This window comes from Burkholderia sp. AU33803 (genome assembly GCF_002223095.1).
Lineage (GTDB): Bacteria > Pseudomonadota > Gammaproteobacteria > Burkholderiales > Burkholderiaceae > Burkholderia.
Map to the genome: position 1 here is coordinate 78,661 of NZ_NKFJ01000005.1, position 26,823 is coordinate 105,483.

Consider the following 26,823-nt stretch of genomic DNA (forward strand, 5'->3'; position numbering starts at 1 on the left):
CTTTTTTACGGCCCCCGCTTCGAACGAGGGCACCCAGTCCAGACATGACCGATTCGACCTACGACGTAGCGCGCGTGCGCACGTACCTCCAGGGCCTGCAGACACGCATCGCCGACGCGCTCGGCGCGCTCGACGGTACGCCGCTCGCGACCGACGCATGGCAACGCGGGCCGGCCGAACGCCTGCGCGGCGGCGGCTGCACGCGGATTCTCGAAGGCGGCCGCGTGTTCGAACGCGCGGGGATCGGCTTTTCCGACGTCGCGGGCGATGCGCTGCCGCCGTCGGCGAGCGCGGCGCGCCCGCAGCTCGCGGGCCGCGGCTTCGAGGCGCTCGGCGTGTCGCTGGTGCTGCACCCGCGCAATCCGTACTGCCCGACCGTACACATGAACGTGCGGATGCTGATCGCGACGAAACCGGGCGAGGAGCCCGTGTTCTGGTTCGGCGGCGGCATGGATCTGACACCGGTTTACGGTTTCGAGGACGACGCCCGGCATTTCCACCAGACCTGCAAGGATGCGCTCGACCCGTTCGGCGTCGAGCTCTACCCGCGCTTCAAGAAATGGTGCGACGAGTATTTCTTCCTGAAGCACCGCAACGAGATGCGCGGCATCGGCGGGATCTTCTTCGACGATTTCTCCGAGCCCGGTTTCGAACGCTCGTTTGACATGATGCAAAGCGTCGGCGACGCGTTCCTGCAGGCCTACCTGCCGATCGTCGAGCGGCGCGCCGAGCTGCCGTACGGCGAGCGCGAGCGCGACTTCCAGGCGTACCGCCGCGGCCGCTACGTCGAATTCAACCTCGTGTTCGATCGCGGCACGCTGTTCGGCCTGCAAAGCGGCGGCCGGACCGAGTCGATCCTGATGTCGATGCCGCCGGTCGCGAACTGGCGCTACAACTGGCAGCCCGAGCCGGGTTCGCCGGAAGCGCGCCTGTACAGCGACTTCATCGTGCCGCGCGACTGGGTCTGACCCTGCTTCAAGCAAAGGACGCGTTTCTGGACACCACTGCCCGCCCCGCCCCGCTGCCGCGTCGTATCGGCTTGCTGGGCGGCACTTTCGACCCGATCCACGACGGCCATCTCGCGCTCGCGCGCCGGTTCGCCGAGCTGCTCGGCCTGACCGAACTCGTGCTGCTGCCCGCCGGGCAGCCGTACCAGAAGCGCGACGTGTCGGCCGCCGAGCATCGGCTCGCGATGACGCGCGCGGCCGCCGGATCGCTGTCCGTGCCGGGCGTGACCGTGACCGTCGCCACCGACGAGATCGAGCACGCCGGCCCGACCTACACGGTCGAGACGCTCGCGCGCTGGCGCGAGCGGATCGGCCCGGGCGCATCGCTGTCGCTGCTGATCGGCGCCGACCAGCTCGTGCGCCTCGACACGTGGCGCGACTGGCGCACGCTGTTCGACTACGCGCACATCTGCGTGGCGACGCGCCCGGGTTTCGACCTCGGCGCGGCGCCGCCGGACGTCGCGCAGGAAATCGCCGCGCGGCAGGCCGGCGCCGACGTGCTCAAGGCCACGCCGGCAGGCCACCTGCTGATCGATACGACCCTTTCGTTCGACATTGCCGCGACCGACATCCGCGCCCACCTGCGCGAATGCATCGCGCGCCATGCGCAAATGCCCGACGCATCGGCCGAGCATGTGCCGGCCGCCGTATGGGCCTATATTCTTCAACATCGCCTCTACCATTCCTGAATCCATGGATATTCGCAAACTGCAGCGCGTGATCGTCGACGCCCTCGAAGACGTCAAGGCGCAAGACATCAAGGTGTTCAACACCAGCCACCTGACCGAACTGTTCGACCGCGTGGTCGTCGCTTCGGGCACCTCCAACCGCCAGACCAAGGCGCTCGCGTCGAGCGTGCGTGACAAGGTCAAGGAAGCCGGCGGCGACATCGTCAGCTCCGAAGGCGAAGACACCGGCGAATGGGTGCTCGTCGACTGCGGCGACGCAATCGTGCACATCCTGCAACCGGCGCTGCGCCAGTACTACAACCTCGAGGAAATCTGGGGCGACAAGCCCGTGCGGATGAAGCTCGGCGGCGGCAAGGGCAACGGCTTCGCCCAGGCCAGCGAAGGCGACGACGAAGAAGAAGAGGAAGCCGCGCCCGCCCGCCCGGCGCGCAAGACGGCCGCCCGCCGCCGTTGAGCCCCGAGTCGTCAAGCGTCTTCCGATGAAGCTTTTCATCCTTGCGGTCGGCCACAAGATGCCGGGCTGGATCGCATCCGGCTTCGACGAATACACGAAGCGGATGCCGCCCGAGCTGCGCATCGAGTTGCGCGAGATCAAGCCTGAACTGCGTTCGGGCGGCCGCAGCGCCGAGAGCGTGATGGCGGCCGAGCGGCAGAAGATCGAGGCCGCGCTGCCGAAGGGTGCGCGCCTCGTCGCGCTCGACGAGCGCGGCCGCGACTGGACCACGATGCAGCTCGCGCAGGCGCTGCCCGGCTGGCAGCAGGACGGCCGCGACGTCGCGTTCGTGATCGGCGGCGCCGACGGGCTCGATCCCGAACTGAAAGCGCGTGCCGACACGCTGCTGCGTATCTCGAGCATGACGCTGCCGCACGGGATGGTGCGCGTGCTGCTCGCCGAACAGCTTTACCGGGCGTGGAGCATCACGCAGAATCACCCCTACCACCGCGCATGACGTGTCGTCCTCGAGACGCGCGCCACGCGCGCACACCGAGATAACGACACCATGCCGTCCAGCACGCCCCCCGCGCTTTTCCCGACCCTTTACCTCGCTTCGCAAAGCCCGCGCCGCCAGGAGCTCCTGCAACAGATCGGCGTACGCTTCGAGCTGCTGCTGCCGCGCCCCGACGAGGACGCCGAGGCGCTCGAGGCCGAACTGCCCGGCGAAGCCGCCGATGCGTACGTGCGGCGCGTGACCATCGCCAAAGCGGAGGCTGCGCGTGCGCGCCTCGTCGCGAGCGGCAAGCCGGCCTCGCCGGTGCTGGTCGCCGATACGACCGTCACGATCGACGGCGCGATCCTCGGCAAGCCGACCGACGCCGACGACGCGCTCGCGATGCTGACGCGCCTCGCCGGCCGCGAACATGCGGTGCTGACCGCCGTTGCCGTGATCGATGCCGACGGCGAACTGCTGCCGCCCGCGCTGTCACGCTCGTCGGTGCGATTCGCGGCCGCGTCGCGCGACGCGTACGCGCGCTACGTCGCATCGGGCGAGCCGTTCGGCAAGGCCGGCGCGTATGCGATCCAGGGGCGCGCCGCCGAGTTCATCGAGCGAATCGACGGTTCCCATTCAGGTATCATGGGTCTGCCCCTTTTTGAGACTGCCGCGCTGCTGCGCGCCGCGCGCGTCGCCTTCTGAACCCACCATGAACGAAGAAATCCTGATCAACCTCACGCCGCAGGAAACGCGGGTCGCACTCGTCCAGCAAGGCGCGGTGCAGGAGCTTCACGTCGAGCGCACGCTGTCGCGCGGGCGGGTCGGCAACATCTATCTCGGCAAGGTCGTGCGCGTGCTGCCCGGCATGCAGTCGGCGTTCATCGACATCGGCCTCGAACGCGCGGCGTTCCTGCACGTCGCCGACATCTGGCATCCGCGCCTCGCGGGCGAGCCGCAATCGGGCACGCCGCACCAGCCGATCGAGAAGATCGTGTTCGAAGGCCAGACGCTGATGGTCCAGGTGATCAAGGATCCGATCGGCACGAAGGGCGCGCGGTTGTCGACGCAGGTCAGCATCGCGGGCCGCACGCTCGTCTACCTGCCGCAGGAGCCGCATATCGGCATCTCGCAGAAGATCGAGAGCGAGGCCGAACGCGAGGCCGTGCGCGCGCGCCTGACGGCCGTGATCCCGCCGGACGAGAAAGGCGGCTACATCGTGCGCACGATCGCCGAGGATGCCACCTCCGACGAGCTCGCCGGCGACGTCACGTACCTGCGCAAGACGTGGGCGACGATCGTCGCCCAGGCGCAGCGGCTGCCGGCGACGAGCCTGCTGTACCAGGATCTCGATCTCGCGCAGCGCGTGCTGCGCGATTTCGCGAACGACGACACGACGCGCATCCAGGTCGATTCGCGCGAGACGTACCAGCGCCTGTCGGAATTCGCGGGCGAATTCACGCCGGCCGTGAGCCCGAAGCTGCACCACTACACCGGCGAGCGTCCGCTGTTCGACCTGTACAACATCGAGACGGAGATCCAGCGCGCGCTGTCGCGCCGCGTCGACCTGAAGTCGGGCGGTTACCTGATGATCGACCAGACCGAGGCGATGACGACGATCGACGTGAACACGGGCGGCTACGTCGGCGCGCGCAACTTCGACGACACGATCTTCAAGACCAACCTCGAGGCCGCGCATACGATCGCGCGGCAGCTGCGGCTGCGCAACCTCGGCGGGATCATCATCATCGACTTCATCGACATGGAGAACGCCGAGCATCGCGACGCGGTGCTGTCCGAGTTGAAGAAGGCGCTGTCGCGCGACCGCACGCGCGTGACCGTCAACGGGTTCTCGCAGCTCGGGCTCGTCGAGATGACGCGCAAGCGCACGCGCGAATCGCTCGCGCACGTGCTGTGCGAGCCGTGCCCGACCTGCCAGGGCAAGGGCCAGGTGAAGACGTCGCGCACCGTGTGCTACGACATCCTGCGCGAGATCCTGCGCGAGTCGCGGCAGTTCAACCCGCGCGAATTCCGCGTGATCGCCGCGCAGCAGGTGATCGACCTGTTCCTCGACGAGGAGTCGCAGCATCTCGCGATGCTGATCGACTTCATCGGCAAGCCGGTGTCGCTGCAGGTCGAATCGAACCTGAGCCAGGAGCAGTACGATATCGTGCTGATGTAACGTTCCGTCCATCCGCCGCCGGCATCGCCGCGCGGCGCTTCGATGCGGCGCCCGGGCCGCCCGCGCATGTCGCGCCGGCACCCGCCGCCGCCCTTTCACCCTACCCTTTTCGCATTCACCACACACCATGAGCCAAGGCCACAACCGCCGCCAGCGCAAGAAACTCCACATCGGCGAATTCCAGGAACTCGCGTTCAACGCCACCGCGCATTACCGCAACGAAATGACCGACCTCGAGCGCGGCGAACTGATCGATGCGTTCATCGACTTCGTCGAAGCGAACGGGCTGCTGACCGTCGCGTCGGCGGACGAAGGCATCGGCGCTTACGTGATTTCCGGCGCGCCGCGCGGCACGACGACCGACGCCGACCGCGAGCTCGTGCGCGGCTGGCTGGCCGCACGGCCGGAACTGACCGACGTCAAGGTCAGCGAATTCAGCGACGCGTGGTACCCGGAAGCCTGAGTTTCCGGCTTCACGCCCCTCGCGCAGCGCCCGCGCCTGCCCGCCGCCACGGCGGGTGAGGCCGGCGCCGCCCCGCTCCCTCCGCCTCGCCTCCCATCCTCTCCCGCCAGCGCGCGACATCCGCGCCACCGGCACCGACGCACACGATTTCCGCCGCGTCGACGGTGATTACCCCGATTTCGGCAGTGAATCGGACGCTTACTTCAATTTAACGTTGCTTAAAGGACGGCTCGCGCCGGCAGACCTACTCTGATCGCCAGGAATCCGATGTTTTGCGGTGCGATCGGCAAGCAAGACGAAAGAATGCAAATCGCTCGCCCGACAGATGCTCCGGATTCCGGTACGGGCGAAAACGCGACACGGCGACAGGTCAATCAGGGAGACAACCAACGATGCGCCCGCCGCTTCCCCATCGCAGCGACACATTGACGCACGCGAAGGCCGCCTGACCCCACTCTCCAACGAATACGAGGACGACATGGATACGCCGACCACCTATCAGGCAGGACTCCGAATGATCATGATCGCGGCGGGCGTCGCAGCGCTGGTGTCGCTGTCCGCGTGCGGCGGCTCCGGCTCGCTGAGCCAGGGCACCGGCGGCGCAGGATCGGGTTCGGGCGACACGACCGCCACGACCGGCGGCACGAGCAACGGCTCGGGCAGCGGTTCCGGCAGCGGCTCGACCGTCGGCAGCACGGGCAGCGGCTCGGGCACCGGCTCGGCGGGCAGCGGCGCATCCGCCAATGCTCTCGGCCAGACGATCGACTCGTCCAGCAACATCGTGACGGCCGCGGGCGGAGCGGTATCGAGCGTCGGCACGACGATCGCGGGCCAGTCGGTGCCCGGCGCCAATGCGTCGACCACGCAAGGTCTCGGCACGGTCGTGCAGGATGCCGGCGCGGCCGTCACGACGCTCGGCACCGGCCTCGGCTCGGGGCTCGGCCAGCTCGGCGCATCGTCGAACCCGGTCGGCACGACGGTCGCGAGCACCGGCGGCGTGGTCACGAACCTCGGCGACGCGGTCGCCGCGACCGGCGGCGTCGTGTCGAGCCTCGGTGCCAGCGGTTCGGCGCTGGCGCCGCTCGCGCCCGTCACGTCGCCGGTCGGCGGCGCGGTCACGATGCTCGGCAACACGATCGCGGGCGGCGGTGCGACGCTCGGCACGCAGTTGTCGACCGGCCCCGTCGCGCAGGTCACGGGCGCCGCCAGCTCGGCGATCACGCCGATCACGACACAGGTCGGGTCGGTCACGCAGACCGTCGCGTCGAGCACGCCGCTCGGCGCACCGCTCACGAACCTCGTGACGACGATCGGCAACGGCATCGCGAACGCCGGCACCACGATCGCGAAAACCGGCGGGAATCCGGTGACGACCGGCGTCGGCAACGTCGTGACCGCGACCGGCAACACGGTGGCCACCGCCGGCACGACGCTGCTGGGCGGTGGCGGCGCCGCGACGAGCCCGCTCGCGCCGGTCACGGGCCTCTTGTCGACCGGCGCCCTCGGCGGCGCGACGGGTGGCAGCAACCCCGCAGGGGCGCTCACGTCGGCGGTCGGCACCGTGACGGGAGCGGTGTCGGGCGCAGCCGGCGGCTCGCCCGTCGCGGGTCTGACGGGCGGCAGCGGCACCGGTGGGCTCTCGAAAACGGGCGGCGGCGTGCTCGCCCCCGTGACGACGACGCTCGGCGCGCTGGTCAAGTAAGCGGCAGGCCGGCACGGCGCGCGCATCGTCGCGGACGATCGGGCGCCTTAGCCTTAGCCTTAGCCTTAGCCTTAGCCTTAGCCTTAGCCTTAGCCTTAGCCTTAGCCTTAGCCTTGGCCTTGGCCTTGGCCTTGGCCTTGGCCGAAGCGGCATCCCCCCTTCCCCACCCCGCGATCCCTTCCTTTTCCCGACAGTCCGCCTCCAGCCAGCCATCGAAATCGGACCTGGAAGCAAGACACGTTAAAATCTCACCTCGCGTGGTGCGCCGCCCGCACCCGCCATCCATCGCCAGCCGCGTGCCTCCGGGCCGCCCCCGACCCATGGAGTGAGTGTCAATGAGCGGCGGACTTCCGTTTCCCGCATCCCGCAGCAAGTCGTTGCCGTCCTCGACGGTTTTCCTGATCCTCGCCGCCGCGCTGCTGTCCGGCTGCGGGCTGCTGCCGGTGCAGAATCCGCCCGCGCCGATCAGCGAGGCGCTCGTCGAGCCCGTCGAGGAAACCGCCGGCGAACCGCTGACGATGCCGCCCGTGCCCGCGCCGACGCACCCGGAGGAACCGGAAGCGCCGAAGAAGCCGCACCGCGAAGTCACGCGGCCGAAGCCCGTGCAACGCCCCGAATCGCCGACACCGCCCCCGCCGCCTCCGCCGCCGATCGTCGCGACGCGCCCGCTCGACCGCACCCAGATCCATGCGCTGCTCGACAGCGAAGTCGCGCGCCGCAACGGCAAGGTGATCGGCCGCGCGGTCGACATGGTGACCGACGCGAGCGGCAAGCCGCGCGAGATGATCGTGAACCTGCAGGGCTTCATGGGCGTGGGCGACCGCAAGGTCATCTTCCCGTGGAACGTGTTCCGCTTCACGCCGGGCGGCAAGCAAGAGCCGATCGTGCTCGACGTGCCGTCGGGCGACCTGCCGCCGGCCGCGCGGCCCAAGGCCGTGCCGCTGTCCGGTTCGGCAGCCGCCTCGCCCGCGACGCGGCTGCCGATGCTCGACAGCGACGTCGAGCGTCCGAACGGCACGAAGATCGGCCGGATCGTCGACGTGCTGATCGACCGCGCATCGCAGCCGCAGGCGGTCGTGCTCGACCTCGGCGGCCTCGTCAATACCGACCGCCGTTCGATCGCCGCGAGCTGGGGCGCGCTGCGCTTCGTCATGCGCGACAAGGCGCTGCGCCCGCAGCTCGACCTGAACGACGCACAGATCAAGGCGTCGCCGCCCTACGCGGCCGACAAGCCGATCGTCGCGGTTTTCCCGCCCGTTGCCCCGGCACCGGCTTCGTCTGCGAGCGCGACCCGATGACGATCAAGCATTCCGTCAGCGCACGCAGTCTCCGGTCCCTCGACTGGCTCAACTTCTTCGTTGCAAACGTTCAAACAGGGTTCGGTCCGTTCATCGCGTCCTACCTCGCGTCGCACAAGTGGACGCAGGGCGAGATCGGCATGGTGCTGTCGATCGGCACGATCAGCGCGATGGTCAGCCAGGTGCCGGGCGGCGCGGCCGTCGATGCGCTGAAGAACAAGAAAGGCGCGGCCGCGTGGGCGATCGCGGCCATCATCCTGTCCGCGGTGCTGCTCGCGTCGAGCCCGACGATCGTGCCGGTGATCGCCGCCGAGGTGTTCCACGGCTTCGCGAGCTGCATGCTCGTGCCGGCCATGGCCGCGATCTCGTTCTCGCTCGTCGGCCGCGCCGACCTCGGCGACCGGCTCGGCCGCAACGCGCGCTGGGCGTCGATCGGCAGCGCGGTCGCGGCGGGCCTGATGGGGCTCACCGGCGAATATTTCTCCGCCCGCGCGGTGTTCTGGCTGACCGCCGTGCTCGCGCTGCCCGCGCTGTTCGCGCTCGCGATGATCCAGCCGACGCACCAGGTGATCCCGCAGTCGTCGAAGCCCGACGATCGCGACGAAGCCGGCGAACGCGAAACGCTGCTCGAGTTGCTGCGCGACCGCCGGATGCTGATCTTCGCTGCGTGCGTCGTGCTGTTCCACCTGTCGAACGCGGCGATGCTGAACCTCGCGGCCGGCGAAGTCACGGCCGGGATGGGCGAGAACGTGCAGCTCGTGATCGCCGCGTGCATCATCGTGCCGCAGGCGATCGTCGCGATGCTGTCGCCGTGGGTCGGCCGCTCCGCGCAACGCTGGGGGCGCCGGCCGATCCTGCTGCTCGGCTTCTCGGCGCTGCCGGTGCGCGCGCTGCTGTTCGCCGGCGTGAGCAGCCCGTACCTGCTGGTGCCGGTGCAGATGCTCGACGGCATCAGCGCGGCCGTATTCGGTGTGATGCTGCCGCTGATCGCCGCCGACGTCGCGGGCGGCAAGGGCCGCTACAACCTGTGCATCGGGCTCTTCGGGCTCGCGGCCGGGATCGGCGCGACGCTCAGCACGGCCGCGGCCGGCTACGTCGCCGATCACTTCGGCAACGCCGTGAGCTTCTTCGGGCTCGCGGGCGCCGGTGCGCTCGCGGTGCTGCTGGTCTGGCTCGTGATGCCCGAAACGCGCGTCGCGAACGGTGACGCGGCCGCCGACGAACCGGCCGCCGCCTCGCCCGAACAGGCGCGCTGACACCGGCGCGCCGCCGTTACCCGCTTCTTGGCCAACGCATGATGGATACGATCAGGACACTCAACGAAGCCCGCCAGCAGATCCAGCAGTCGATCTTCGATCTGTTCAAGGGGCTGTCATTCACCGAGCGGCTCGCGCAAGGCGGGCTGATGGCGCTCCAGGCCGTGTGCGGCGCATGCCTCGCGTACGTGATCGGCCGCGCGCTGCACACCGAGCAGGCCGTGTGGGCGGCGATCACCGCGATCGCCGTGACGCAGCACAACTATTCGGACACGATGTCGCTGTCGCGCGACCAGTTCGTCGGCGCGATGGTCGGCGGCGTGCTCGGCTTCGCCGGCGCGGCGCTCGGCGGCGACCGCCTCGTCGCGTACGCGATGACCGTCGCGGTCGTGATCGTCTGTTGCTGGTGCCTGAACGTCGGCAGCGCCGCACGGCTCGGCGGCGTGACCGCGACGATCGTGCTGCTGTTTCCGGGCAACGGCCCGCTGTGGGACATTCCGCTGATGCGGCTCGGCGAGGTGACGCTCGGCACCGTGTGTGCGCTGGGCGTGTGCTGGGTGATGTCGAAAATCGAGCGCCGCTGGTTCCGCCACGCGGCGGCTAAGTGACGCGTTGATCCGGCTGCCCGGCGCGTATCGCGGCATCGCGGCATCGCGATCCGTGCCGGGTGATCGGCCAGGTCAGTCGCCGATCCGCAGCACGATGCCGGACCCGATCTGCACCAGCAGGTGATCCCCGCCGACGCCGACCCATTGATAGCCGCGCGGCGGCGGGCTCAGATGATAGCCGCGCCAGTCGTCGATCACGTACTGGCGATCGCGGAACTCGGGCGGAAGCCGGTCGCCCTTGCGCCATTCGCGGCGCGGCTGGTCGGCCCAGCGCGGCGGCACGTCGTCCTCATGGCGCATCTGGCCGGGCGGCATGTGTTTCGGGCCGTGGCCGCGCTGCATGCCATGGCCGCCCTGGTCGTCGTGGTGGTCGTGGTCCTGCGCCATCGCGGCCGGCGCGGCGAAACCCGCCGCGATCAGCGCGGCCAGCATCATCCCGTGCATCTTCTTCATCGTGCCTTCCCTCCGTGTTGTCACGTCGAACGAAACGACTCGAACTGCCCGATGAAGACTAGCACACGGTATCGCGGGGCCACGTGACCGCGCATATGACCGCGCGTTACGCCGCCTGCTGCTGGTACTGGATCCGGTGCAGGTGCGCGTAGAGGCCGCCGTGACGCAGCAATTCGTCGTGGCTGCCCTCTTCGACGATCTTGCCGGCCTCGAGCACGAGGATGCGGTCCGCCCGCTCGATCGTCGACAGCCGGTGCGCGATCACGAGCGTCGTGCGGCCTTCCATCAGCCGCTCGAGCGCGGCCTGCACGTGGCGTTCCGATTCCGAGTCGAGCGCCGACGTCGCTTCGTCGAGGATCAGGATCGGCGCATCCTTGTAGATCGCGCGCGCGATCGCGAGCCGCTGACGCTGGCCGCCGGACAGCCGCATCCCGTTGCCGCCGACGAGCGTGTCGAGCCCATCGGGCATCGCGGCGACCGCATCGGCGAGGTTCGCGGCCTCGAGCGCGGCCTGCACGCGCGCGCGGTCGGGCGTCTGCCCGTACGCGACGTTCGCGGCGATCGTGTCGTTGAACAGCACGACGTCCTGGCTGACCATCGCCATCTGGCCGCGCAACGCGTGGAGGTCGTAGTCGGCCACCGGCACGCCGTCGACCAGGATCGCCCCGTCGGTCGGATCGAAGAAGCGCGGCAGCAGGTTCACGAGCGTCGTCTTGCCGCTGCCCGACGGGCCCGCGAGCGCGATCATTTCACCGGGCGCGACCTTGAACGAGATGCGGTCGAGCGTCGGCCGCTCGGCCGCGCCGTAGTCGAACGTCACGTTGCGGAACTCGATGTCGCCGCGCGCGTGGGTGAGCGGCCGGCCGCCGCCCTGCGGCTCGGCCGGCTCGTCGATCAGCCCGAAGATCAGTTCGGCGGCCGTCATCCCGCGCTGCAGCGGCTGGTTGACGTCGATCAGGTGCTTGAGCGGCGAGATCACCAGCAGCATCGACGTGACGAACGCGACGAAGCCGCCGACCGTCGTCTGGTCGTTCGACGACTGCACGACCGCGATCGTGATCACGACCGCGAGCGCGATCGACGCGAGGAACTGCGTGAGCGGCTGCGCGAGGCCGCCGGAGATCGTCATGCGCATCGCGTAGCCGCGCAGGCGCTTGCTCATCTGCGTGAAGCGGTCCATCTCGTACGCTTCGCCGTTGTGCACCTTGACGACCTTGTAGCCGCCGACCGTCTCCTCGACGATGTACGACAGCTCGTTGGTCAGCGTCTGGTGCTCGCGGTTCAGGCGGCGCAGGCGGCGGTTGATCTTGCTGACGAGCCAGCCGATGCCCGGCAGGATCACCGCGACGATCAGCGTGAGCCGCCAGTTCAGGTAGAACAGGTAACCGAGCAGGAAGATCACCGTCAGCGAATCGCGCACGAGCGTGACCATCACGCCGGTCAGCACCGACAGGATCTGGTTGACCTCGAACACGATCGCGTTGATCACCGTGCTCGCCGTCTCGCGCTGGAAGAACGACGCGCCCGTGTGCAGCATCCGCTGGAACATCTCGAGCCGCAGTTGCAGCAGGATGCGGTTCGATACGTAGTTGAGCAGGTAATTCGACGTGTACTGCGACACGCCGCGCACGAGCGCGAGCCCGATCACGGCCATCGGCACGTACCATTTCGCGCGGTCGCTGCCGTGCGAGCCGAAGCCGTGGTCGAGCAGCGGCTTGAGCAGCGCCGGGATCCCGGCCTCGGTGGCCGCGACGACGCCCATCGTCATCACGGCGAGCACCACGATGCCGATCAGCGGCCGGATGTACGGCCACAGGCGCTTGAGGACCGTCACGGGCGAGGTGCCCGTGCCGTCCATCGGTTTGCGAAGAGTGTTCTGGGTTTCCAAGGCAATCCTTCTTGAGCCGCGATGCGGCGCCCGGACGTGGCCGCCCGGGATGTCGCCCTGTCGGGCGGGTGCCGAAAAGGGCTCAACATTATAGCCGCACCGCCCCGGCCGGCACGGTCATGGCCGCTGCGGGCGGCGGCCGGGCCGCGGGTATACTGCCGCTCACCGTTTTCTCCGCCCTTTCCGACGATTTCATGGCTGAACCCTCCCTCGGCGTCGCCCTCATCGCCCTCAACGCGTCCGCGCGGCTTGCGCAGTGCCTGGCCGCGCTGTCGTTCGCCGACGACGTCGTCGTCATCGACGGCGGCAGCACCGACGATACCGTCGCGATCGCGCAGGCGCACGGCGCGCGCGTGATCGTCGAGCGCGACTGGCCCGGCTTCGGCCCGCAGAAGAACCGCGCGCTCGACGCGCTCGGCACCGACTGGATCCTGTCCCTCGATACCGATGAAGTCGTCACGCCGGAACTCGCGCAGTCGATCCGCGACACGATCCGCGCGCCGGCCGCGCAGGTCTATGCGGTCGACCGCCTGTCGAGCTTCTGCGGCCAGTGGATCCATCACAGCGGCTGGTATCCGGACTGGATCCCGCGGCTGTTCCGGCGCGGCGCCGCGCGCTTCTCGGACGATCTCGTGCACGAGCGCCTCGTGTTCGACGGCGCCGCGCTGCGGCTGTCCGGCAAGCTGATGCACTACTCGTACGAGGATTTCGAAACCGTCGTGCGCAAGCTCGACGCCTATTCGACGGCCGGCGCGCGCCAGCGCCGCGCGGCCGGCCAGCGCGGCGGCTTCGGCAAGGCGCTCGCGCGCGGCGCCTGGGCGTTCGTGCGCACCTACGTGCTGCGCCGCGGCTTCCTCGACGGCCGCGCCGGCTTCATGATCGCCGTGTTCAACGCGGAAACCGTGTACTACCGCTTCCTGAAGCTCGGCCACGAACGGGCCCGCTGAGCGCCCGCCCGGCAGGGAGCCGGCCCGGCGTTACAATGCCGGGCTGCCCGCGCCGCGCGTGCCCGCCCGACCGGCGCACACGCCGCCCGCCACGACGACTACCGAATCCGACCGCCATGTTCTCCATCATCATTCCGACCTGGAACAACCTGCCGTACCTCAAGCTCGTCGTCGACAGCCTGCGCCGCCACTCGGCGTACGACCACCAGATCATCGTGCACGTGAACGACGGCTCGGACGGCACGCTCGACTGGGTGCGCAGCGAAGGGATCGAGCACACCGCATCGCCGACCAACATCGGCATCTGCCACGCGGTGAACTGGGCCGCCGCGCGCGCCACGCGCGACTACGTCGTCTACATGAACGACGACATGTTCTGCTGCCCCGGCTGGGACACGGCGCTCGTGCGCCGCATCGAACAGATGCCGACTGACCTCTTCATGCTGTCGGGCACGATGGTCGAGCCGGTCGACACGCGCAACCCGTGCGTCGTGGTCAGCAACTTCGGCCGCGACGCCGAACATTTCGACGCGGCGGGCCTCATCGCGGCAGCGCCGAAGCTCGTGCGCGCGGACTGGCTGGGCTCGACCTGGCCGCCGACGCTCGTGCACCGCGACTGGTGGAACCGGATCGGCGGCTACAGCAGCGAGCTGTCGCCCGGCATGAGCAGCGACAACGACTTCTCGATGAAATTCTGGGATGCCGGCTGCCGGATCTTCATCGGGGTCGGCGACAGCCTCGTCTACCACTTCCAGCAGAAGAGCACGGGCAAGATCGTCAAGAACGATGGTCGGCGCCAGTTTCTGAACAAATGGGGCATGACCCAGGCGACGTTCGATCGCCACTACCTGCATCGCGGCGAGCCGGCCGGCACGCGCGTCGCGCTCGATACGCCGGCCGTGGAAGGCAGTCTGAAGCGCGCGCTGCTGCGCTCGCGGATCAAGCGCGCGTTCAGCTGATCGCGCCCCGAAAACGACACGGAAACGCGCGCTGCTTCGCGTATACTCTGCGCCGTTCGTCCCGGATCTCCCACCGGGGCGCGCGGCGCGCAGCACGACGTACGCAAGCCGCATTCGTCCATTCGACAGGTTCCGATGCTTTCGTTTTCCGCTCCCGCCTCGCGGCGCCTGACCGCCGCCCGCGCATTCGCCGTCGCCGCGCTCTGCATGGTGCCCATCTCGACCGCGCTGACCAACGTGTTCTGCGGGCTGTTCGCCGCCGCGCTCGTGATTTCCCCCGAATTCTGGCGCGACCTGCGCTCGTTCGTCACCGACCCGGCCTCGCTCGCCGCGCTGCTGATCCTGGCCGCGCTAGCCGCCAGCGTCACCTATACGGTCGCGCCGCACAACAAGGCGTGGAACTGGGTCGCCAAGTACGACAAGCTGCTGCTGCTGCCGTTCGCCGTGCTCGCCTTTCGCCACTCGAACTGGGCGCCGATCGTGCGGCGCTGCTGGTTCGGCACGCTGTGCGTGGTCCTGCTGCTGTCGACCACCAACTATCTCGGCCTGACCGCGATCGGGCCCGCGCACGCGACCGAGCTGCCGCTGTCACGCGCCTGGGTGTTCAAGAATCACATCGCCGCCGGCATGTTCGGCGCGCTGCTGTTCTACCAGGCGGCCGATCTCGCGCTGGCAGCCCGCACGGCGCTGTCGCGCGCCGCGTATGCGGGCGTCGCCGCGTGGTCGCTCGTCAACGTGTTCGTGATGTTGCAGGGTCGCACCGGGCAGGTCATCGCGCTGCTGCTGATCCTCGTCGTCGCCGTGCGTTTCGTGTTGTTGCTGCGCCGGCAATCGGCGCTGCGCGCGGGGCTCGCCGCCGGCGTGTTCGTGCTGGCCGGCATCGCGCTCGTGATCGCCGCGTGCACGGTTCACAACGGCCGGCTGACGAAGGTCGTGACGGAAGTGCAGCAATACCGGCAGAGCGACGCGGCCACGTCGACCGGGCTGCGCCTCGAGTGGTACAAGAAGGGGCTCGAACTGTATCGCCAGCGCCCGGTGATCGGCTACGGCGCGGGCGGCCTCGAATCCGAATTCGAGCGACTCACGGCCGGCAAGACGGCGGCCGAAGGCCAGCTCACGTCGAACCCGCACAACGAATACCTGCTGATGGCCGTGCAGCTCGGCACGCTCGGACTGGTGCTGTTCGTCAACCTGATCGTGCAGATCGCGCGCGGCAGCCGCACGCTCGATCCGCGCTCGCGGCACCTGCTGCTCGGCTGGCTCGCGATCTTCGCGATCGGCAGTCTCGCGAATTCGCTGCTGCTCGATTTCGCCGAAGGGCACCTGATCGTGCTGCTGGCCGGCATCCTGCTCGGCTGCGGCGAGCGCGCCGAGGCGCTGCCGCGCGAAACGTCGGCGATCCGGCGCAGCGCGTAACGCGCAGCGGCCTGCGCTGCGCTGGCGGCCGGCTTCGGCCGCCGCAGCGTTCTTCACGATCGATCGTCGACGGAAACGGGCCGGGCGGCTGGCACGTCGCCAAACAAGCCGCCGGCAACCGGACAACCGCCTGACAACGCGCGTCGCCCGCGCGTCAGTCGGATCCGGTGCGGCGCAGTCGCGACGTATCGACGACCGTTTCGGCCGGGCCCGGCGGATTCAGCCCGAGCATCTCGGCCGCCGCGGCTTTCACGCGCTGCGCACCGAGATTGACGAGGCAGTCGCTGTGGCTGTCGACCTTGCGCTCGCAGCCTTCGTGCCGGCACGGCACGCAATCACCCTCCCCCTGCAGCAGCCACACGTTCCCGTGCCGCCCCGAGCCATGCAGCGGCCACGGATTCTCGGTCGCCGGCCAGTGCTGCGGCCACGGCCCCCAGCGCACGGGGTCGGACGGGCCGAACAGCGCGATCGTGTCGGTGCCGGTCGCAGCCGCGACGTGCGTCGCGCCGGTGTCGGGCCCGATGAAGAGCCGTGCGCGCCGCACGAGTTCGGCGCTTTCGCCGAACGTCAGGCGGCCGACCAGGTTCAGCACGTCGCCGCCCGCGTCAGCCGCGACCTGCGCCGCATACTCGCGTTCGCTGTCGGCCGGGCCGCCCGACAGCGCAACCGCGAAGCCTTGCTCGCGCAGCCATCCGATCATCTCGACCCAGCCGTCGAGCCGCCATTGCTTGTAACGGAACATCGGATACGGATGCAGCACGACCAGCGGCTTGCCGGCGCGGATCGCCGGCGATTCGGCCAGCCACGCGTCGAAGCGCGCGCGCCGCGCCGGATCGTCGCCGATGCCGGGCGCGACGACCTCGGACACCGGCTCGATGCCGATCACGGGGGCGAGCGCCAGCGTGCTGACGACCGTATGCGCGGATTCGTGGTGATTGATCGCGATCCCGTTCAGCATCATCCGCGTGAGCCACGTCACGCGGTTCGGATCGACGAGGCCCACCCGCTTGCGGCCCGCGAACCAGCTGTAGAAGCGCGGCCGGTCGGAGCTCAGCGCCGCGCACGCGAGATCGTAGCGGCGCCACATCGACAGCGCGTCGCGCAGCCGCTCGCGGAAGCCCGCGCGCTGCGCGACGACGATCACGCGCCGCACGTCCGGATTGTGCTCGAGCACGCCTTCGGTGCCGCGAAACACCAGCATGTCGATCTGCGCTTCAGGCCAGCGGGCCTTCAGCGAACGGACGAGCGGCGTCGTCAGCAGCACATCGCCGATACGGCGCGGCGCGGCAACGAGAATGGTTCTGGGCGGGCGGGCAGAAGAAAACAGGGCCACGGCGGGTGTGTCTGGCTGGCTGAACAAGGCTGGCAATGTACAGGATTTTGCAGCAGCCGGCGCGACATGGCGAATCGGCCGTCCGGTCAGCCTGGTGCGGCCCCGCTCACGCGGTGCGGCGCGGCGGGCGCACCGCGGGCCGGTGGCGTACGCGGTGCCTGCGATACCCGTGGCGCTACGAAGCGACGGTCATGACCACCGGCGTCGCAGCGGCAGCCACCGGCTGCGCGGGTACGGCGTCTGCCAACGGTTCGTCGCGATGGGTGGCCTGCGGCAGCAGGTGATTCACCGCCCGCTCGACCGCGTCGACGCCGATCGCGTCGACGGTCGCGCCGGCGCGCAGGATCACGTGCGGCACACCGAGCGGATGCCAGCGCAGGTATTTCTCGGGACGGTCCTCGAACAGCGCGGCGACGGGCACGCCAAGCGCCGACGCGAGATGCACGGGGGCGCTGTCGGCCGAGACGATCACATCGAGCAGGCTCGCCGCGGCCACCAGCTCGGCGACCGACGACGGCGCAACGTGGCGCGCGCACACGTCGCGCCACGAGTCGTCCTCGGGGGCATGGCCGACGGTCGGGTCGCGGAACACGATCACGTCGGCATGCGGCGCAAGACGCGCGGCGAGGTCGCGCCAACGATCGGCCGGCCAGCGGCGCTCGACCGCCTTGTTCGTGACGAACAACCCGACGCGCGGCTTCGTGCGTGCGCCGAGCAGCCGGTACCACGCGTCCTGCAGCGCGCGGTCGGGATGAACCGACAACGCGAGGCGGTCGACGTCGACGCGGCCGAGTTCGGGTACGAGCCGGAAACCCGACAACGCCTCGTGGCACATCGGCCGCTCGGCGACATGCTCGGGCTTGCGATCGTCGAATTCCGTCTCGGCATCGTGCCAGCGACAATCCTTCGCGCCGATCTGGCGCGCGAACTGCATGCTGCTGCGATGCATGCCGCCGTTCGGCACGACCACGAGGTCGAACCGCAAGCGACGCAGGCGACGCACCAGCCGCAGCCGGTCGAAGAACGCGCGCATCCGCCCCGGACGGTCGTTGCGCTCGCATTGACGGCTATAGACGTAGGTGTGGATCGCGTCGACGTCCGGGTTTCCGTTCAGCGCGGCCGCGTTGTAGCGGTTCGCGACCACATGGAGTTCCGCGCCGGGCCAGCGCTCCTTCAGCGCGCGGAGAAACGCCGTTGTGCACAGCATGTCGCCCAGAAAATCGATCCGGATCACGAGGATCCGCTGCGTCGGGTTCACCTTGGCCATGGTCATGTGGGGACTGTCAGTTTTTGTCGTCGCGACGAGCCGTTTCACGGCATCCGGTTCCCGGACGGCCTGGGCGCCTATCGCGGCTCGCCGCACGGATCCGCCCCCGCTTTTGTGCGCGATACCGGCGCAATCCGCCGGACAAGCGGCGGTCAGCGCCGCGTTCGTGCGGCTAGCGCCGGATTGTATAGCGTCCGGATGGCCAGCCCAAGACCCGCTTGCGTGAACCTGCAAAAACGGCCCGCCGCACCGCACGATGGCGATGCGACGGGCCGCATGGCGCGACAGCCGTTCGGTGAAGGCGCGATCAGTACGTGATTTCGACGACGCTGCCGTCGAACGTCGCGCGCAGCTCCGCGAGCAGCACGTCGCTCGGCTTCACGCGCCATGCGTCGCCGAGGCGCATTTCACCCTGTGCCCGCGCGTTGCTGTAGTGGACCTGGACCGCAAGCCCGTTCGGCAGCGGCGCCTGCGGGCGACGACCGCCATCGCGCCCGCCGCCGCGCGGCGCCGGTGCTTCGACCACGTTCGCCGCCGGATCGTCCTTCGACACGTGCGGCTCGAGCACGCGGCGCAATGCGGCCGCATCGGCGTTGCCGTTCATCGTCAGCCGGACGGCCTGCGCATAGCGGCTGCGCGCACGCTCGAGATCCATCACGGTATCGGCCGTGAAGCGGATGCCGCCCGTGAACGCATCGTTGCGCGCCTGCCCCTGCACGATCAGCAGCTCGTCTTCCTTGAACAGCGCCTTGTTCGCCTCGAACTGCTCGTTGAAGATCGTGATCTCGCACTGGCCCGAGCCATCGTCGAGCAGCGCGATCAGCATCTTGCCGCGCTGGGTCATCTGCGTGCGCAGCGACGCGATGATGCCGGCCACGAGCTTGTCGCGCCCTTCCTTCAGGTCGCCGACCTTCTGCCGCACGAAGCGGCGCACTTCATCGCGATACGCGTCGAACAGGTGGCCGGACAGGTAGAAGCCGAGCGCGCCCTTTTCTTCCTGCAAGCGGCGCTTGTCGTCCCACGCGGGCTCGTCGACGAGCGCATGCGCGTGCGGCGACTCGGCGCCCATGTCGAACAGGCCGGCCTGCATCGCGTTCGCCTCGGCCTGGTCGGCCGCTTCCATCGCCAGCGGCACCGACGCGATCAGCTGCGCACGGTTCGTGTTCAGCGAATCGAACGCGCCGGCACGGATCAGCGCCTCGACCGTGCGGCGGTTGACGATGCGCCGGTCGATCCGCTCGCAGAAGTCGAACAGGTCGGTGAACGCCTTTTCCTCGCGAGCGCGCAGGATTTCCTCGATCGCGTTCTGACCACTGCCCTTCACCGCGCCGAGGCCGTAGCGGATCGTGCGCGAGCGCTTGCCGTCGGCTTCGGCGACCGGCTCGAAGCGGTAATGCGAAGCGTTGATGTCCGGCGGCAGCACGACGAGGTTGTTCACGACGCAATCGTCGAACAGGATCTTCACCTTGTCGGTGTCGTCCATCGCGAGCGTCATGTTGGCCGCCATGAATTCGGCCGGATGGTGCGCCTTCAGCCACGCGGTGTAGTACGCGAGCAGCGCATAGGCGGCCGCGTGCGACTTGTTGAAGCCGTAGCCCGCGAACTTCTCCATCAAGTCGAAGATCTCGTCGGACTTCTCGCGCGTGAGGCCGTTCTTCGCCGCACCCTCGGCGAAGATCTCGCGGTGCTTGGCCATCTCCTCGGGCTTCTTCTTGCCCATCGCGCGACGCAGCAAGTCCGCGCCGCCGAGCGAGTAGCCGCCGATGATCTGCGCCATCTGCATCACCTGCTCCTGATAGACCATGATGCCGTAGGTCTCTTTCAGGACGGGTTCGACGCGCGGATCCGGATACTCGACCTTCTCGCGGCCGTGCTTCCGTGCGCAGAAGCTCGGGATCAGGTCCATCGGGCCCGGACGATACAACGACACGAGCGCGATGATGTCCTCGAAGCGGTCGGGCTGCGCATCCTTCAGCATGCCCTGCATCCCGCGGCTTTCCAGCTGGAACACCGCGACCGTGTTGGCCTTCTTGAGGATCTGGAACGACGCGGGATCGTCGAGCGGCACCTGCGCGAGCGACCAGTCGGCCTTCGACGGATCGAGGCGGCGGATGTAGCGCTCGGCCCAGTCGAGGATCGTCAGCGTCGTGAGGCCCAGAAAGTCGAACTTCACGAGGCCGACGGCTTCGACGTCGTCCTTGTCGTACTGGCTGACCACGCCGCCGTCGTCGCCCTGCGTGTACAGCGGGCAGAAATCGGTCAGCTTGCCGGGCGCGATCAGCACACCGCCCGCGTGCATCCCGACGTTACGCGTGAGGCCCTCGACGCGCTGCGCGAGATCGAGCAGCTGGTGCACTTCGTCCTCGTGGTCGTAGCGCTCCTGCAGCTGCGGCTCTTCCTTCATCGCGTCGGCGATCGTCACGTGCTTGCCCGGCTTGAACGGGATCAGCTTCGCAATGCCGTCGGTGAACATGTAGCCGAGGTCGAGCACGCGGCCGATGTCGCGCACGGCCGCCTTCGCGGCCATCGTGCCGAACGTGGCGATCTGCGACACGGCGTCCGCGCCGTACTTCTCCTTCACGTACTGGATCACGCGGTCGCGGCCGTGCTGGCAGAAGTCGATGTCGAAGTCGGGCATCGACACGCGTTCCGGGTTCAGGAAGCGCTCGAACAGCAGGTTGTAGCGCAGCGGGTCGAGGTCGGTAATGCCGAGCGCGTACGCGACCAGCGAACCGGCACCCGAGCCGCGGCCCGGACCGACCGGCACGCCGTTGTTCTTCGCCCAGTTGATGAAGTCCGCGACGATCAGGAAGTAGCCCGGGAAGCCCATCTTCGTGATGGTCCCGCACTCGAATTCGAGGCGCTTGTAGTACGTGTCGCGCTGCGCGTCACGCTCGGCCTCGACCGGATACAGCTGCGCGAGACGGGTCTCGAGCCCTTCCTTCGACAGCTGGACCAGGTAGTCGTCGAGCGACATGCCGTCCGGCGTCGGGAACAGCGGCAGTTTCGGCTTGCCGAGCTCGAGCTTCAGGTTGCAGCGCTTCGCGATTTCGACCGTGTTCGCGATCGCCGACGGCAGGTCGGCGAACAGCGCGACCATGTCGTCCTGCGTGCGGAAATACTGGTCGGTCGTGAAACGCTTCTGGCGCCGCGGGTTCGCGAGGATGTCGCCTTCCGAGATACACACGCGCGCCTCGTGCGCGGTGAAATCGTCGTCGGTCATGAACTGCGTCGGGTGCGTCGCGACGACCGGCAGCTTCAGCGCCGCGGCGAGCGTCGCGGCCTGCTGGATGTACGCCTCCGCGCCCGGCTGGCCGTAACGCTGCAGCTCGATGTAGAAGCCGCCCGGGAACACTTTCGCCCAGCGCTCGGCGTGCCGGCGCGCGGCTTCTTCGTTGCCCGCGGCAAGCGCGAGCCCGATATCGCCCTGTTGCGCGCCCGACAGCGCGAGCAGCCCTTGCGAGCGCTCGCCGTCGAGCCAGCTCGCGTCGAGTTCCGCACGGCCGCGGTACTGGTTCGTGAGCCACGCCTTCGACAGCAGCTCGCACAGATTCAGGTAGCCGACCTTGTCCTTGACGAGCAGCAGCAACCGTGACGGCTTGTCGCGGTCGTCCGGATTGGCAATCCAGACGTCGCAGCCGGCGATCGGCTTGATGCCCTTGCCGCGGGCTTCCTGGTAGAAACGGACGAGACCGAATGCGTTGCCGAGATCGGTGAGCGCGAGCGCGCCCTGACCGTCCGCGGCCGCCGCCTTGACGATGTCGTCAATGCGCACGATGCCGTCGGCGATCGAGAACTCGGAGTGAACGCGAAGATGGACGAAGCGAGGATCTGACATGGGCGCTATTGTAGCCGCCCCGCCGCGCAGGCTGCCCAAAAAATCCCCGCGCTAGCCGTTCGGCCGATGCGCGCGACCGCCCGTCGCATGGCTGGCCAAACGGCAGGGTGCCGGCACGGACGCGGTTTGCGGGATAATACGGTTTTTCGAATCCACGCCCCGGCTTCGCACCCTTTTTTGCGGGCCGCCGTGCGGCCGTTTTCCCGTCGGACCATCATGACCATCGTCAACCTCGCCGCCTACCACTTCGTGTCGCTCGACGCGAACGAGCAATGGCGCCCGCTCGTCACCGCCCGCTGCAACGAACTCGGCCTGCGCGGCACGATCCTGCTCGCGCCGGAAGGCATCAACCTGTTCATCGCCGGCACGCGCGAAGCCGCCGACGCGTTCATCGCGTACATCCGCCACGATCCGCTGTTCGAAGGCAAGTTCGCGACGCTGCAGTTCAAGGAGAGCCTGTCCGACTCGCAGCCGTTCCGCCGGATGCTCGTGCGCCTGAAGCGCGAAATCATCACGATGAAGAAGCCGGCGATCAAGCCGGAGCTCGGCCGCGCGCCGTTCGTCGACGCGCGCACGCTGAAGACGTGGCTCGATCGCGGCCACGACGACACGGGCCGCCCGGTCGTGATGCTCGACACGCGCAATGCCTTCGAAGTCGACGTCGGCACGTTCGACGATGCGCTCGACTACCGGATCGACAAGTTCAGCGAATTCCCCGAAGTGATCGACCAGAACCGCGCCGACCTCGAAGGCAAGACGGTCGTGTCGTTCTGCACGGGCGGCATCCGCTGCGAGAAAGCCGCGATCCACATGAAGGAAATCGGCATCGAGAACGTGTACCAGCTCGAAGGCGGGATCCTGAAGTACTTCGAGGAAGTCGGCGGCGCGCACTATCACGGCGACTGCTTCGTGTTCGACTACCGCACCGCGCTGAATCCGCAGCTCCAGCCCACCGAGAACGTCACGTGCTTCGCGTGCCGCGCGGTCGTCACGCCGGAAGCGCAACAGTCGCCGAGCTACGTGCCCGGCAAGTCGTGCCCGGCCTGCGCACCGGCGGCCAGCGCCGCGTAAGCGCGCACTGCCCCGCGCCCCGATGACCGGCTATCGCGGCCGCTTCGCGCCGTCGCCCACCGGCCCGCTGCATTTCGGCTCGCTGGTCGGCGCGCTCGCGAGCTGGCTCGACGCGCGCGCGCACGGCGGCGCATGGCTCGTGCGCATCGAGGATCTCGACGGCCCGCGCACGGTGCCCGGTGCCGCCGACGACATCCTCGCGACGCTCGCGCATTTCGGCATGACGCCCGACGAGCCGCCCGTCTGGCAAAGCACGCGCGATGCCGCGTATACGGCCGCGCTCGAACGGCTCGTCGCGGCCGGGCTCGTGTATCCGTGCGGTTGCACGCGCAAGGAAATCGCCGATTCGCTGCGCGCCGCGCACGAGCGCCACACGACGCTCGCCTACCCGGGCACCTGCCGCACCGGGCTGCACGGCAAGCCCGCGCGCGCGTGGCGGCTGCGCGTGCCGGACGGCGGCGACGCGCTCGTCAGGTTCGACGATCGCTGGCAGCACACGCAATCGCAGGACCTCGCGACCGAAGTCGGCGATTTCGTGCTGAAGCGCGCGGACGGCCAATGGGCCTACCAGCTCGCGGTCGTCGTCGACGATGCCGACGCGCACATCACGCACGTCGTGCGCGGCGCCGACCTGCTCGACTCGACCGCACGCCAGATTTACCTGCAGCACTGCCTCGGCATGCCGACGCCGCAATACCTGCATGTGCCCGTCGTCGTCGATGCGAACGGCGAAAAGCTCAGCAAGCAGACGGGCGCGACCGCGCTCGAACGCAACGATCCGCTGCCGGCGCTGCAGGCCGCGGCCGCACACCTGGGCCTCGCGCCCGACGGCACGCTCGCAGGCACGACCCTCGATACGTTCTATGCCGCCGCCACGGCCGCATGGGCGAGGCGCTTCGGGCCGCAGGCCGGCTGACGCACACGGCGCACCGGTTTCGCGGCGACCGGGCCTCAGCCGGATGCCGACTGCCTCACCCCCGCCCACGCCGCGCGCCCGCTTCCCCCATCAAACCGCAGCCCCAATGAAAAACGGGCACATGCTCATCGCATGCACCCGCTTCTCCAGCAGCGCTCGCGCGCTGCGCCGTCACGTCCGCCCGGCTTACGCCGACGGCTTGCGCGGCATCCCGAACCCGCCGAGCAGTGCGGCGACCTGACGCTTCGGCCCCTTCTTCTCGGGCTGCTGCGCCGGCTGCGCGTCGTCCTGCTGCTTCGCCGGCGCCGACGGCTCGTACGGCTTCAGGAAGAAATCGTCGACCGGCGCCTCGTGGCGACGGTGATGACCACGCTCGGAACCGCCCGGACGGCGCCCCGATGCACCGCGATGCTCGTCGCGATCGCGACGGCCGCCTCGTTCGCCGCCCCGTTCGCCACCGCGCTCGCTGTTGCGATCGCCGCCGCGGTCGTTGCCGCGCTCGTCGTGACGATGGCGCGCCGGCTTGTCGAGCGCGAGCGTCTGCACTTCGAGCGGACGCTTGATCAGCTTCTCGATATCGGCGAGCTGCTTGCGCTCGTTCGGGCTGCACAGCGACAGCGCGTCGCCCGTCGCACCCGCCCGGCCGGTACGGCCGATCCGGTGCACGTAGTCTTCCGCGCTGAACGGCAGGTCGAAGTTGATCACGGCCGGCAGCTCGGCGATGTCGAGGCCGCGCGCGGCCACGTCGGTCGCGACCAGCGCCTCGATCTCGCCACGTTTGAACGCGTCGAGCGCCTGCATCCGCTCGAGCTGCGTCTTGTCGCCGTGGATCGCCGACGCGACCACGCCGTCGCGCTCGAGATTGCGCGCAAGCCGGCTTGCGCCGATCTTGCTGTTGCAGAACACGATCACCTGCTTGAGGCCGCGATCGCGCAGCAACTGCACGACGGCCGCCTGCTTGTCGCCTTCGGCGACGTCGTAGACGATCTGCGTGACGTTCGCGTTCGTCGAGTTGCTGCGCGCGACCTCGATCGTCTGCGGGTTGCGCAGGTAGGTCGACGCGAGCTTCTTGATTTCGCCCGAGAAGGTGGCCGAGAACAGCAGCGTCTGGCGCTCCTTCGGCAGCAGGTTCAGGATGCGCTGCAGATCCGGCAGGAAGCCCATGTCGAGCATCCGGTCGGCTTCGTCGAGCACGAGGATCTGCACCTGGCCGAGATTCGCCGTCTTCTGCTGCACGTGGTCGAGCAGGCGGCCCGGCGTCGCGATCAGGATCTCGACACCGCGGCGCAACTCTGCCGACTGCGGGTTCATGTCGACGCCACCGAACACGACCGCGCTGCGCAACGGCGTGTGCTTCGCATACGCGTGCACGTTCGCGGCGACCTGGTCGGCGAGTTCGCGGGTCGGCGTGAGGATCAGCGCACGCACCGGGTGGCGCGCCGGAGACGCGCTGGTGTTGGCCTGCGGCAGCAGGCGCTGGATGATCGGCAGCGAGAAACTCGCGGTCTTGCCGGTGCCCGTTTGCGCGGCGCCCATGACGTCGCGGCCGGCGAGCACGACCGGAATGGCCTGCGCCTGGATCGGCGTCGGCGTCGTATAGCCCTGCTCCGCAATGGCTTTCAGGATATCGGCGGCAAGGCCGAATTGATCGAAGGTTGCGTCGACGGGCTTGGCGACAGAATCGGACATGGTGGCGTTTCGCTCAAAAGGCGCGGCGGGGACATCGTGCGTCAGGCCAGCCGGGCCTGCGCTCATCACAATTCGGAAATAGACGGAGCCGCGGCGCGCCGCGCGGCGCCGCTCTGGCGCTTGGGACCGGTTCAATGTGAACGCTGGACGCCAGGCCGTGCGGACTCCGTTCGGCGCGAATGCCGGCGGAAAGGGCCGTATTGTAGCACTGCGCGGCCATCTGTCCGTGACAACGCGGCGAACGGCCACAATGGCGGTTCGCGCGGCGGGCCAGGGCAGGCCCGCGCGGTAGACGGATGACCCGATCGGGCTAGCCCGATGGGCCGGCGGATGATTTCAGGGGTCTGATCGTGGATCGCCTGGCCCAATCGCTGCGGCCAGCCCGCGTGCCCGGTCGTCAGGCACAGGAGCCGGCCGTCGACCGGCACCGGCAGCACGATCCACGTTCCCGCCCGGCGTTCAGCCCTTCTTCTTTTTCTTCTCGACCTGCACGCAGTCGCCCAGCAGCGGCGGCGCGCTCTGGTCGGCGATCTCGTCGCGCAGCGTCGCTTCCTTGCCCTTCGTCCACCACGTATAGCGGCCGGCCTGGTAGCGCGCGCCCGACGCCGACACGGTGTCGACGAACAGCATCTGCTTCCCGTTGACCGGCACGAGCGCGAAGCTCTGCCCGTTGCCCGCGAGCCAGTACGACACGCGCACCGGCTGCTTCTGGTTCGCGCACTGGTAGACGGTGAACTGGCGCGAATCGGCGTCGATCTCTTCGACGGTCAGCTGCGCGGCATGCGCGACGGAAACGGCCGTGCCGGCGAGCGCGAGCGCGGCGAGGGTTTGGCGAATCATGCGGGTCCTCTCACGAGACGGGTGGAAATGCGCCCTCGCGGGGCGCGTGATTATTGTTGGCGAGCGGGTCGG

Annotated in this window: 23 protein-coding genes; 16 read left to right on the plus strand and 7 right to left on the minus strand. The window is 68.9% G+C overall.

From position 1 onward, the window contains the following. The first annotated feature begins 44 nt into the window (after nucleotides 1-44). The 11 genes from hemF to CFB41_RS12235 all read left to right on the plus strand — a co-directional run bounded on the left by hemF (nucleotide 45) and on the right by CFB41_RS12235 (nucleotide 10,134). The gene (gene hemF / locus CFB41_RS12180) at nucleotides 45-968 is read left to right on the plus strand and encodes an oxygen-dependent coproporphyrinogen oxidase (RefSeq protein ID WP_039370475.1); all 924 of its coding nucleotides are present in this window, start codon (nucleotides 45-47) and stop codon (nucleotides 966-968) included. Continuing rightward, nucleotides 965-1,696, plus strand: coding sequence for a nicotinate-nucleotide adenylyltransferase (locus tag CFB41_RS12185; RefSeq protein WP_089456656.1), 732 nt, complete (start codon nucleotides 965-967; stop codon nucleotides 1,694-1,696). Before hemF ends, CFB41_RS12185 begins: the two co-directional genes overlap by 4 nt. 4 nt (nucleotides 1,697-1,700) lie before the next feature. Further along, nucleotides 1,701-2,150: a ribosome silencing factor gene (gene rsfS / locus CFB41_RS12190; RefSeq protein ID WP_089440692.1), complete on the plus strand. Its 450-nt coding sequence runs from the start codon at nucleotides 1,701-1,703 to the stop codon at nucleotides 2,148-2,150. Between the two features lie 25 nt (nucleotides 2,151-2,175). Beyond that, nucleotides 2,176-2,646 carry a 23S rRNA (pseudouridine(1915)-N(3))-methyltransferase RlmH gene (gene rlmH, locus CFB41_RS12195; protein ID WP_011352746.1) on the plus strand — a complete coding sequence of 157 codons (471 nt, stop codon included), beginning with the start codon at nucleotides 2,176-2,178 and terminating at the stop codon, nucleotides 2,644-2,646. 51 nt (nucleotides 2,647-2,697) lie between these two features. Continuing rightward, complete coding sequence (locus CFB41_RS12200; protein ID WP_089456657.1) at nucleotides 2,698-3,330, plus strand: nucleoside triphosphate pyrophosphatase; 633 nt, start codon at nucleotides 2,698-2,700, stop codon at nucleotides 3,328-3,330. 7 nt (nucleotides 3,331-3,337) lie between these two features. Beyond that, nucleotides 3,338-4,807, plus strand: a complete 1,470-nt coding sequence (gene rng / locus CFB41_RS12205) for a ribonuclease G (RefSeq protein WP_069248507.1) — start codon at nucleotides 3,338-3,340, stop codon at nucleotides 4,805-4,807. 127 nt (nucleotides 4,808-4,934) lie between these two features. Continuing rightward, a complete protein-coding gene (locus tag CFB41_RS12210) occupies nucleotides 4,935-5,270 on the plus strand; it encodes a YggL family protein (RefSeq protein WP_089440694.1) in 336 nt (111 codons plus the stop codon). A 478-nt stretch (nucleotides 5,271-5,748) separates the two neighbouring features. Further along, on the plus strand, nucleotides 5,749-6,972 hold the full coding sequence (locus CFB41_RS12215) for a collagen-like triple helix repeat-containing protein (protein ID WP_089456658.1): 1,224 nt from the start codon (nucleotides 5,749-5,751) through the stop codon (nucleotides 6,970-6,972). Between the two features lie 335 nt (nucleotides 6,973-7,307). Beyond that, on the plus strand, nucleotides 7,308-8,270 hold the full coding sequence (locus CFB41_RS12225) for a PRC-barrel domain-containing protein (RefSeq protein ID WP_089456660.1): 963 nt from the start codon (nucleotides 7,308-7,310) through the stop codon (nucleotides 8,268-8,270). After that, the gene (locus CFB41_RS12230) at nucleotides 8,267-9,526 is read left to right on the plus strand and encodes an MFS transporter (protein ID WP_089440698.1); all 1,260 of its coding nucleotides are present in this window, start codon (nucleotides 8,267-8,269) and stop codon (nucleotides 9,524-9,526) included. Before CFB41_RS12225 ends, CFB41_RS12230 begins: the two co-directional genes overlap by 4 nt. Nucleotides 9,527-9,567: 41 nt before the next feature. After that, complete coding sequence (locus CFB41_RS12235; RefSeq protein WP_089457177.1) at nucleotides 9,568-10,134, plus strand: aromatic acid exporter family protein; 567 nt, start codon at nucleotides 9,568-9,570, stop codon at nucleotides 10,132-10,134. Nucleotides 10,135-10,206: 72 nt separating this feature from the next. Here the strand turns inward: CFB41_RS12235 and CFB41_RS12240 are convergent, their stop codons facing one another. Both CFB41_RS12240 and msbA read right to left on the minus strand, forming a co-directional pair. Beyond that, entirely contained in the window at nucleotides 10,207-10,587 is a 381-nt protein-coding gene (locus CFB41_RS12240) for an RcnB family protein (RefSeq protein WP_089456661.1), read from the minus strand. Nucleotides 10,588-10,693: 106 nt separating this feature from the next. After that, nucleotides 10,694-12,445, minus strand: a complete 1,752-nt coding sequence (gene msbA / locus CFB41_RS12245; RefSeq protein ID WP_256941065.1) for a lipid A export permease/ATP-binding protein MsbA — start codon at nucleotides 12,443-12,445, stop codon at nucleotides 10,694-10,696. Between the two features lie 224 nt (nucleotides 12,446-12,669). Between msbA and CFB41_RS12250 the strand changes: the two genes are divergently transcribed. The 3 genes from CFB41_RS12250 (at nucleotide 12,670) to CFB41_RS12260 (ending at nucleotide 15,797) form a co-directional block, all read left to right on the plus strand. After that, nucleotides 12,670-13,422: a glycosyltransferase family 2 protein gene (locus tag CFB41_RS12250; RefSeq protein ID WP_089456663.1), complete on the plus strand. Its 753-nt coding sequence runs from the start codon at nucleotides 12,670-12,672 to the stop codon at nucleotides 13,420-13,422. A 116-nt stretch (nucleotides 13,423-13,538) separates the two neighbouring features. Beyond that, nucleotides 13,539-14,381: a glycosyltransferase family 2 protein gene (locus CFB41_RS12255; RefSeq protein ID WP_089456664.1), complete on the plus strand. Its 843-nt coding sequence runs from the start codon at nucleotides 13,539-13,541 to the stop codon at nucleotides 14,379-14,381. A gap of 135 nt (nucleotides 14,382-14,516) precedes the next feature. Continuing rightward, nucleotides 14,517-15,797 (plus strand): O-antigen ligase, encoded by a 1,281-nt coding sequence (locus tag CFB41_RS12260; protein WP_089456665.1) that lies wholly within the window; start codon nucleotides 14,517-14,519, stop codon nucleotides 15,795-15,797. Nucleotides 15,798-15,951: 154 nt separating this feature from the next. Here the strand turns inward: CFB41_RS12260 and CFB41_RS12265 are convergent, their stop codons facing one another. The 3 genes from CFB41_RS12265 to dnaE form a co-directional block, all read right to left on the minus strand. Beyond that, the gene (locus CFB41_RS12265) at nucleotides 15,952-17,130 is read right to left on the minus strand and encodes a glycosyltransferase family 9 protein (RefSeq protein ID WP_089456666.1); all 1,179 of its coding nucleotides are present in this window, start codon (nucleotides 17,128-17,130) and stop codon (nucleotides 15,952-15,954) included. Between the two features lie 175 nt (nucleotides 17,131-17,305). Further along, nucleotides 17,306-18,397, minus strand: a complete 1,092-nt coding sequence (locus CFB41_RS12270; RefSeq protein WP_089456667.1) for a glycosyltransferase family 9 protein — start codon at nucleotides 18,395-18,397, stop codon at nucleotides 17,306-17,308. A 307-nt stretch (nucleotides 18,398-18,704) separates the two neighbouring features. Next, nucleotides 18,705-22,235: a DNA polymerase III subunit alpha gene (dnaE, locus tag CFB41_RS12275; protein ID WP_089456668.1), complete on the minus strand. Its 3,531-nt coding sequence runs from the start codon at nucleotides 22,233-22,235 to the stop codon at nucleotides 18,705-18,707. A gap of 216 nt (nucleotides 22,236-22,451) precedes the next feature. Here dnaE and CFB41_RS12280 point away from each other — a divergent pair, with 216 nt between their 5' ends. Continuing rightward, the gene (locus CFB41_RS12280; protein ID WP_089456669.1) at nucleotides 22,452-23,306 is read left to right on the plus strand and encodes a sulfurtransferase; all 855 of its coding nucleotides are present in this window, start codon (nucleotides 22,452-22,454) and stop codon (nucleotides 23,304-23,306) included. Between the two features lie 22 nt (nucleotides 23,307-23,328). Then, nucleotides 23,329-24,222, plus strand: a complete 894-nt coding sequence (gene gluQRS, locus CFB41_RS12285) for a tRNA glutamyl-Q(34) synthetase GluQRS (protein WP_089456670.1) — start codon at nucleotides 23,329-23,331, stop codon at nucleotides 24,220-24,222. Nucleotides 24,223-24,408: 186 nt separating this feature from the next. Here the strand turns inward: gluQRS and CFB41_RS12290 are convergent, their stop codons facing one another. Both CFB41_RS12290 and CFB41_RS12300 read right to left on the minus strand, forming a co-directional pair. Next, entirely contained in the window at nucleotides 24,409-25,977 is a 1,569-nt protein-coding gene (locus CFB41_RS12290) for a DEAD/DEAH box helicase (RefSeq protein WP_089456671.1), read from the minus strand. 393 nt (nucleotides 25,978-26,370) lie between these two features. Continuing rightward, the gene (locus tag CFB41_RS12300; protein ID WP_089440710.1) at nucleotides 26,371-26,751 is read right to left on the minus strand and encodes an MliC family protein; all 381 of its coding nucleotides are present in this window, start codon (nucleotides 26,749-26,751) and stop codon (nucleotides 26,371-26,373) included. Nucleotides 26,752-26,823 lie beyond the last annotated feature (72 nt).

Excerpts from the sequence above, each read along its gene's own strand:
- CFB41_RS12225 (WP_089456660.1), top strand. The coding sequence starts at position 7,308 with ATGAGCGGCGGACTTCCGTTTCCCGCATCCCGCAGCAAGTCGTTGCCG.
- CFB41_RS12255 (WP_089456664.1), top strand. The coding sequence starts at position 13,539 with ATGTTCTCCATCATCATTCCGACCTGGAACAACCTGCCGTACCTCAAG.
- CFB41_RS12290 (WP_089456671.1), bottom strand. The coding sequence starts at position 25,977 with ATGAGCGCAGGCCCGGCTGGCCTGACGCACGATGTCCCCGCCGCGCCT.
- CFB41_RS12270 (WP_089456667.1), bottom strand. The coding sequence starts at position 18,397 with ATGGCCAAGGTGAACCCGACGCAGCGGATCCTCGTGATCCGGATCGAT.
- CFB41_RS12230 (WP_089440698.1), top strand. The coding sequence starts at position 8,267 with ATGACGATCAAGCATTCCGTCAGCGCACGCAGTCTCCGGTCCCTCGAC.
- CFB41_RS12200 (WP_089456657.1), top strand. The coding sequence starts at position 2,698 with ATGCCGTCCAGCACGCCCCCCGCGCTTTTCCCGACCCTTTACCTCGCT.
- CFB41_RS12300 (WP_089440710.1), bottom strand. The coding sequence starts at position 26,751 with ATGATTCGCCAAACCCTCGCCGCGCTCGCGCTCGCCGGCACGGCCGTT.
- CFB41_RS12250 (WP_089456663.1), top strand. The coding sequence starts at position 12,670 with ATGGCTGAACCCTCCCTCGGCGTCGCCCTCATCGCCCTCAACGCGTCC.
- CFB41_RS12280 (WP_089456669.1), top strand. The coding sequence starts at position 22,452 with ATGACCATCGTCAACCTCGCCGCCTACCACTTCGTGTCGCTCGACGCG.
- msbA (WP_256941065.1), bottom strand. The coding sequence starts at position 12,445 with ATGGACGGCACGGGCACCTCGCCCGTGACGGTCCTCAAGCGCCTGTGG.
- rlmH (WP_011352746.1), top strand. The coding sequence starts at position 2,176 with ATGAAGCTTTTCATCCTTGCGGTCGGCCACAAGATGCCGGGCTGGATC.
- gluQRS (WP_089456670.1), top strand. The coding sequence starts at position 23,329 with ATGACCGGCTATCGCGGCCGCTTCGCGCCGTCGCCCACCGGCCCGCTG.
- CFB41_RS12235 (WP_089457177.1), top strand. The coding sequence starts at position 9,568 with ATGGATACGATCAGGACACTCAACGAAGCCCGCCAGCAGATCCAGCAG.
- CFB41_RS12260 (WP_089456665.1), top strand. The coding sequence starts at position 14,517 with ATGCTTTCGTTTTCCGCTCCCGCCTCGCGGCGCCTGACCGCCGCCCGC.
- rsfS (WP_089440692.1), top strand. The coding sequence starts at position 1,701 with ATGGATATTCGCAAACTGCAGCGCGTGATCGTCGACGCCCTCGAAGAC.
- CFB41_RS12240 (WP_089456661.1), bottom strand. The coding sequence starts at position 10,587 with ATGAAGAAGATGCACGGGATGATGCTGGCCGCGCTGATCGCGGCGGGT.
- rng (WP_069248507.1), top strand. The coding sequence starts at position 3,338 with ATGAACGAAGAAATCCTGATCAACCTCACGCCGCAGGAAACGCGGGTC.
- hemF (WP_039370475.1), top strand. The coding sequence starts at position 45 with ATGACCGATTCGACCTACGACGTAGCGCGCGTGCGCACGTACCTCCAG.
- CFB41_RS12210 (WP_089440694.1), top strand. The coding sequence starts at position 4,935 with ATGAGCCAAGGCCACAACCGCCGCCAGCGCAAGAAACTCCACATCGGC.
- dnaE (WP_089456668.1), bottom strand. The coding sequence starts at position 22,235 with ATGTCAGATCCTCGCTTCGTCCATCTTCGCGTTCACTCCGAGTTCTCG.
- CFB41_RS12215 (WP_089456658.1), top strand. The coding sequence starts at position 5,749 with ATGGATACGCCGACCACCTATCAGGCAGGACTCCGAATGATCATGATC.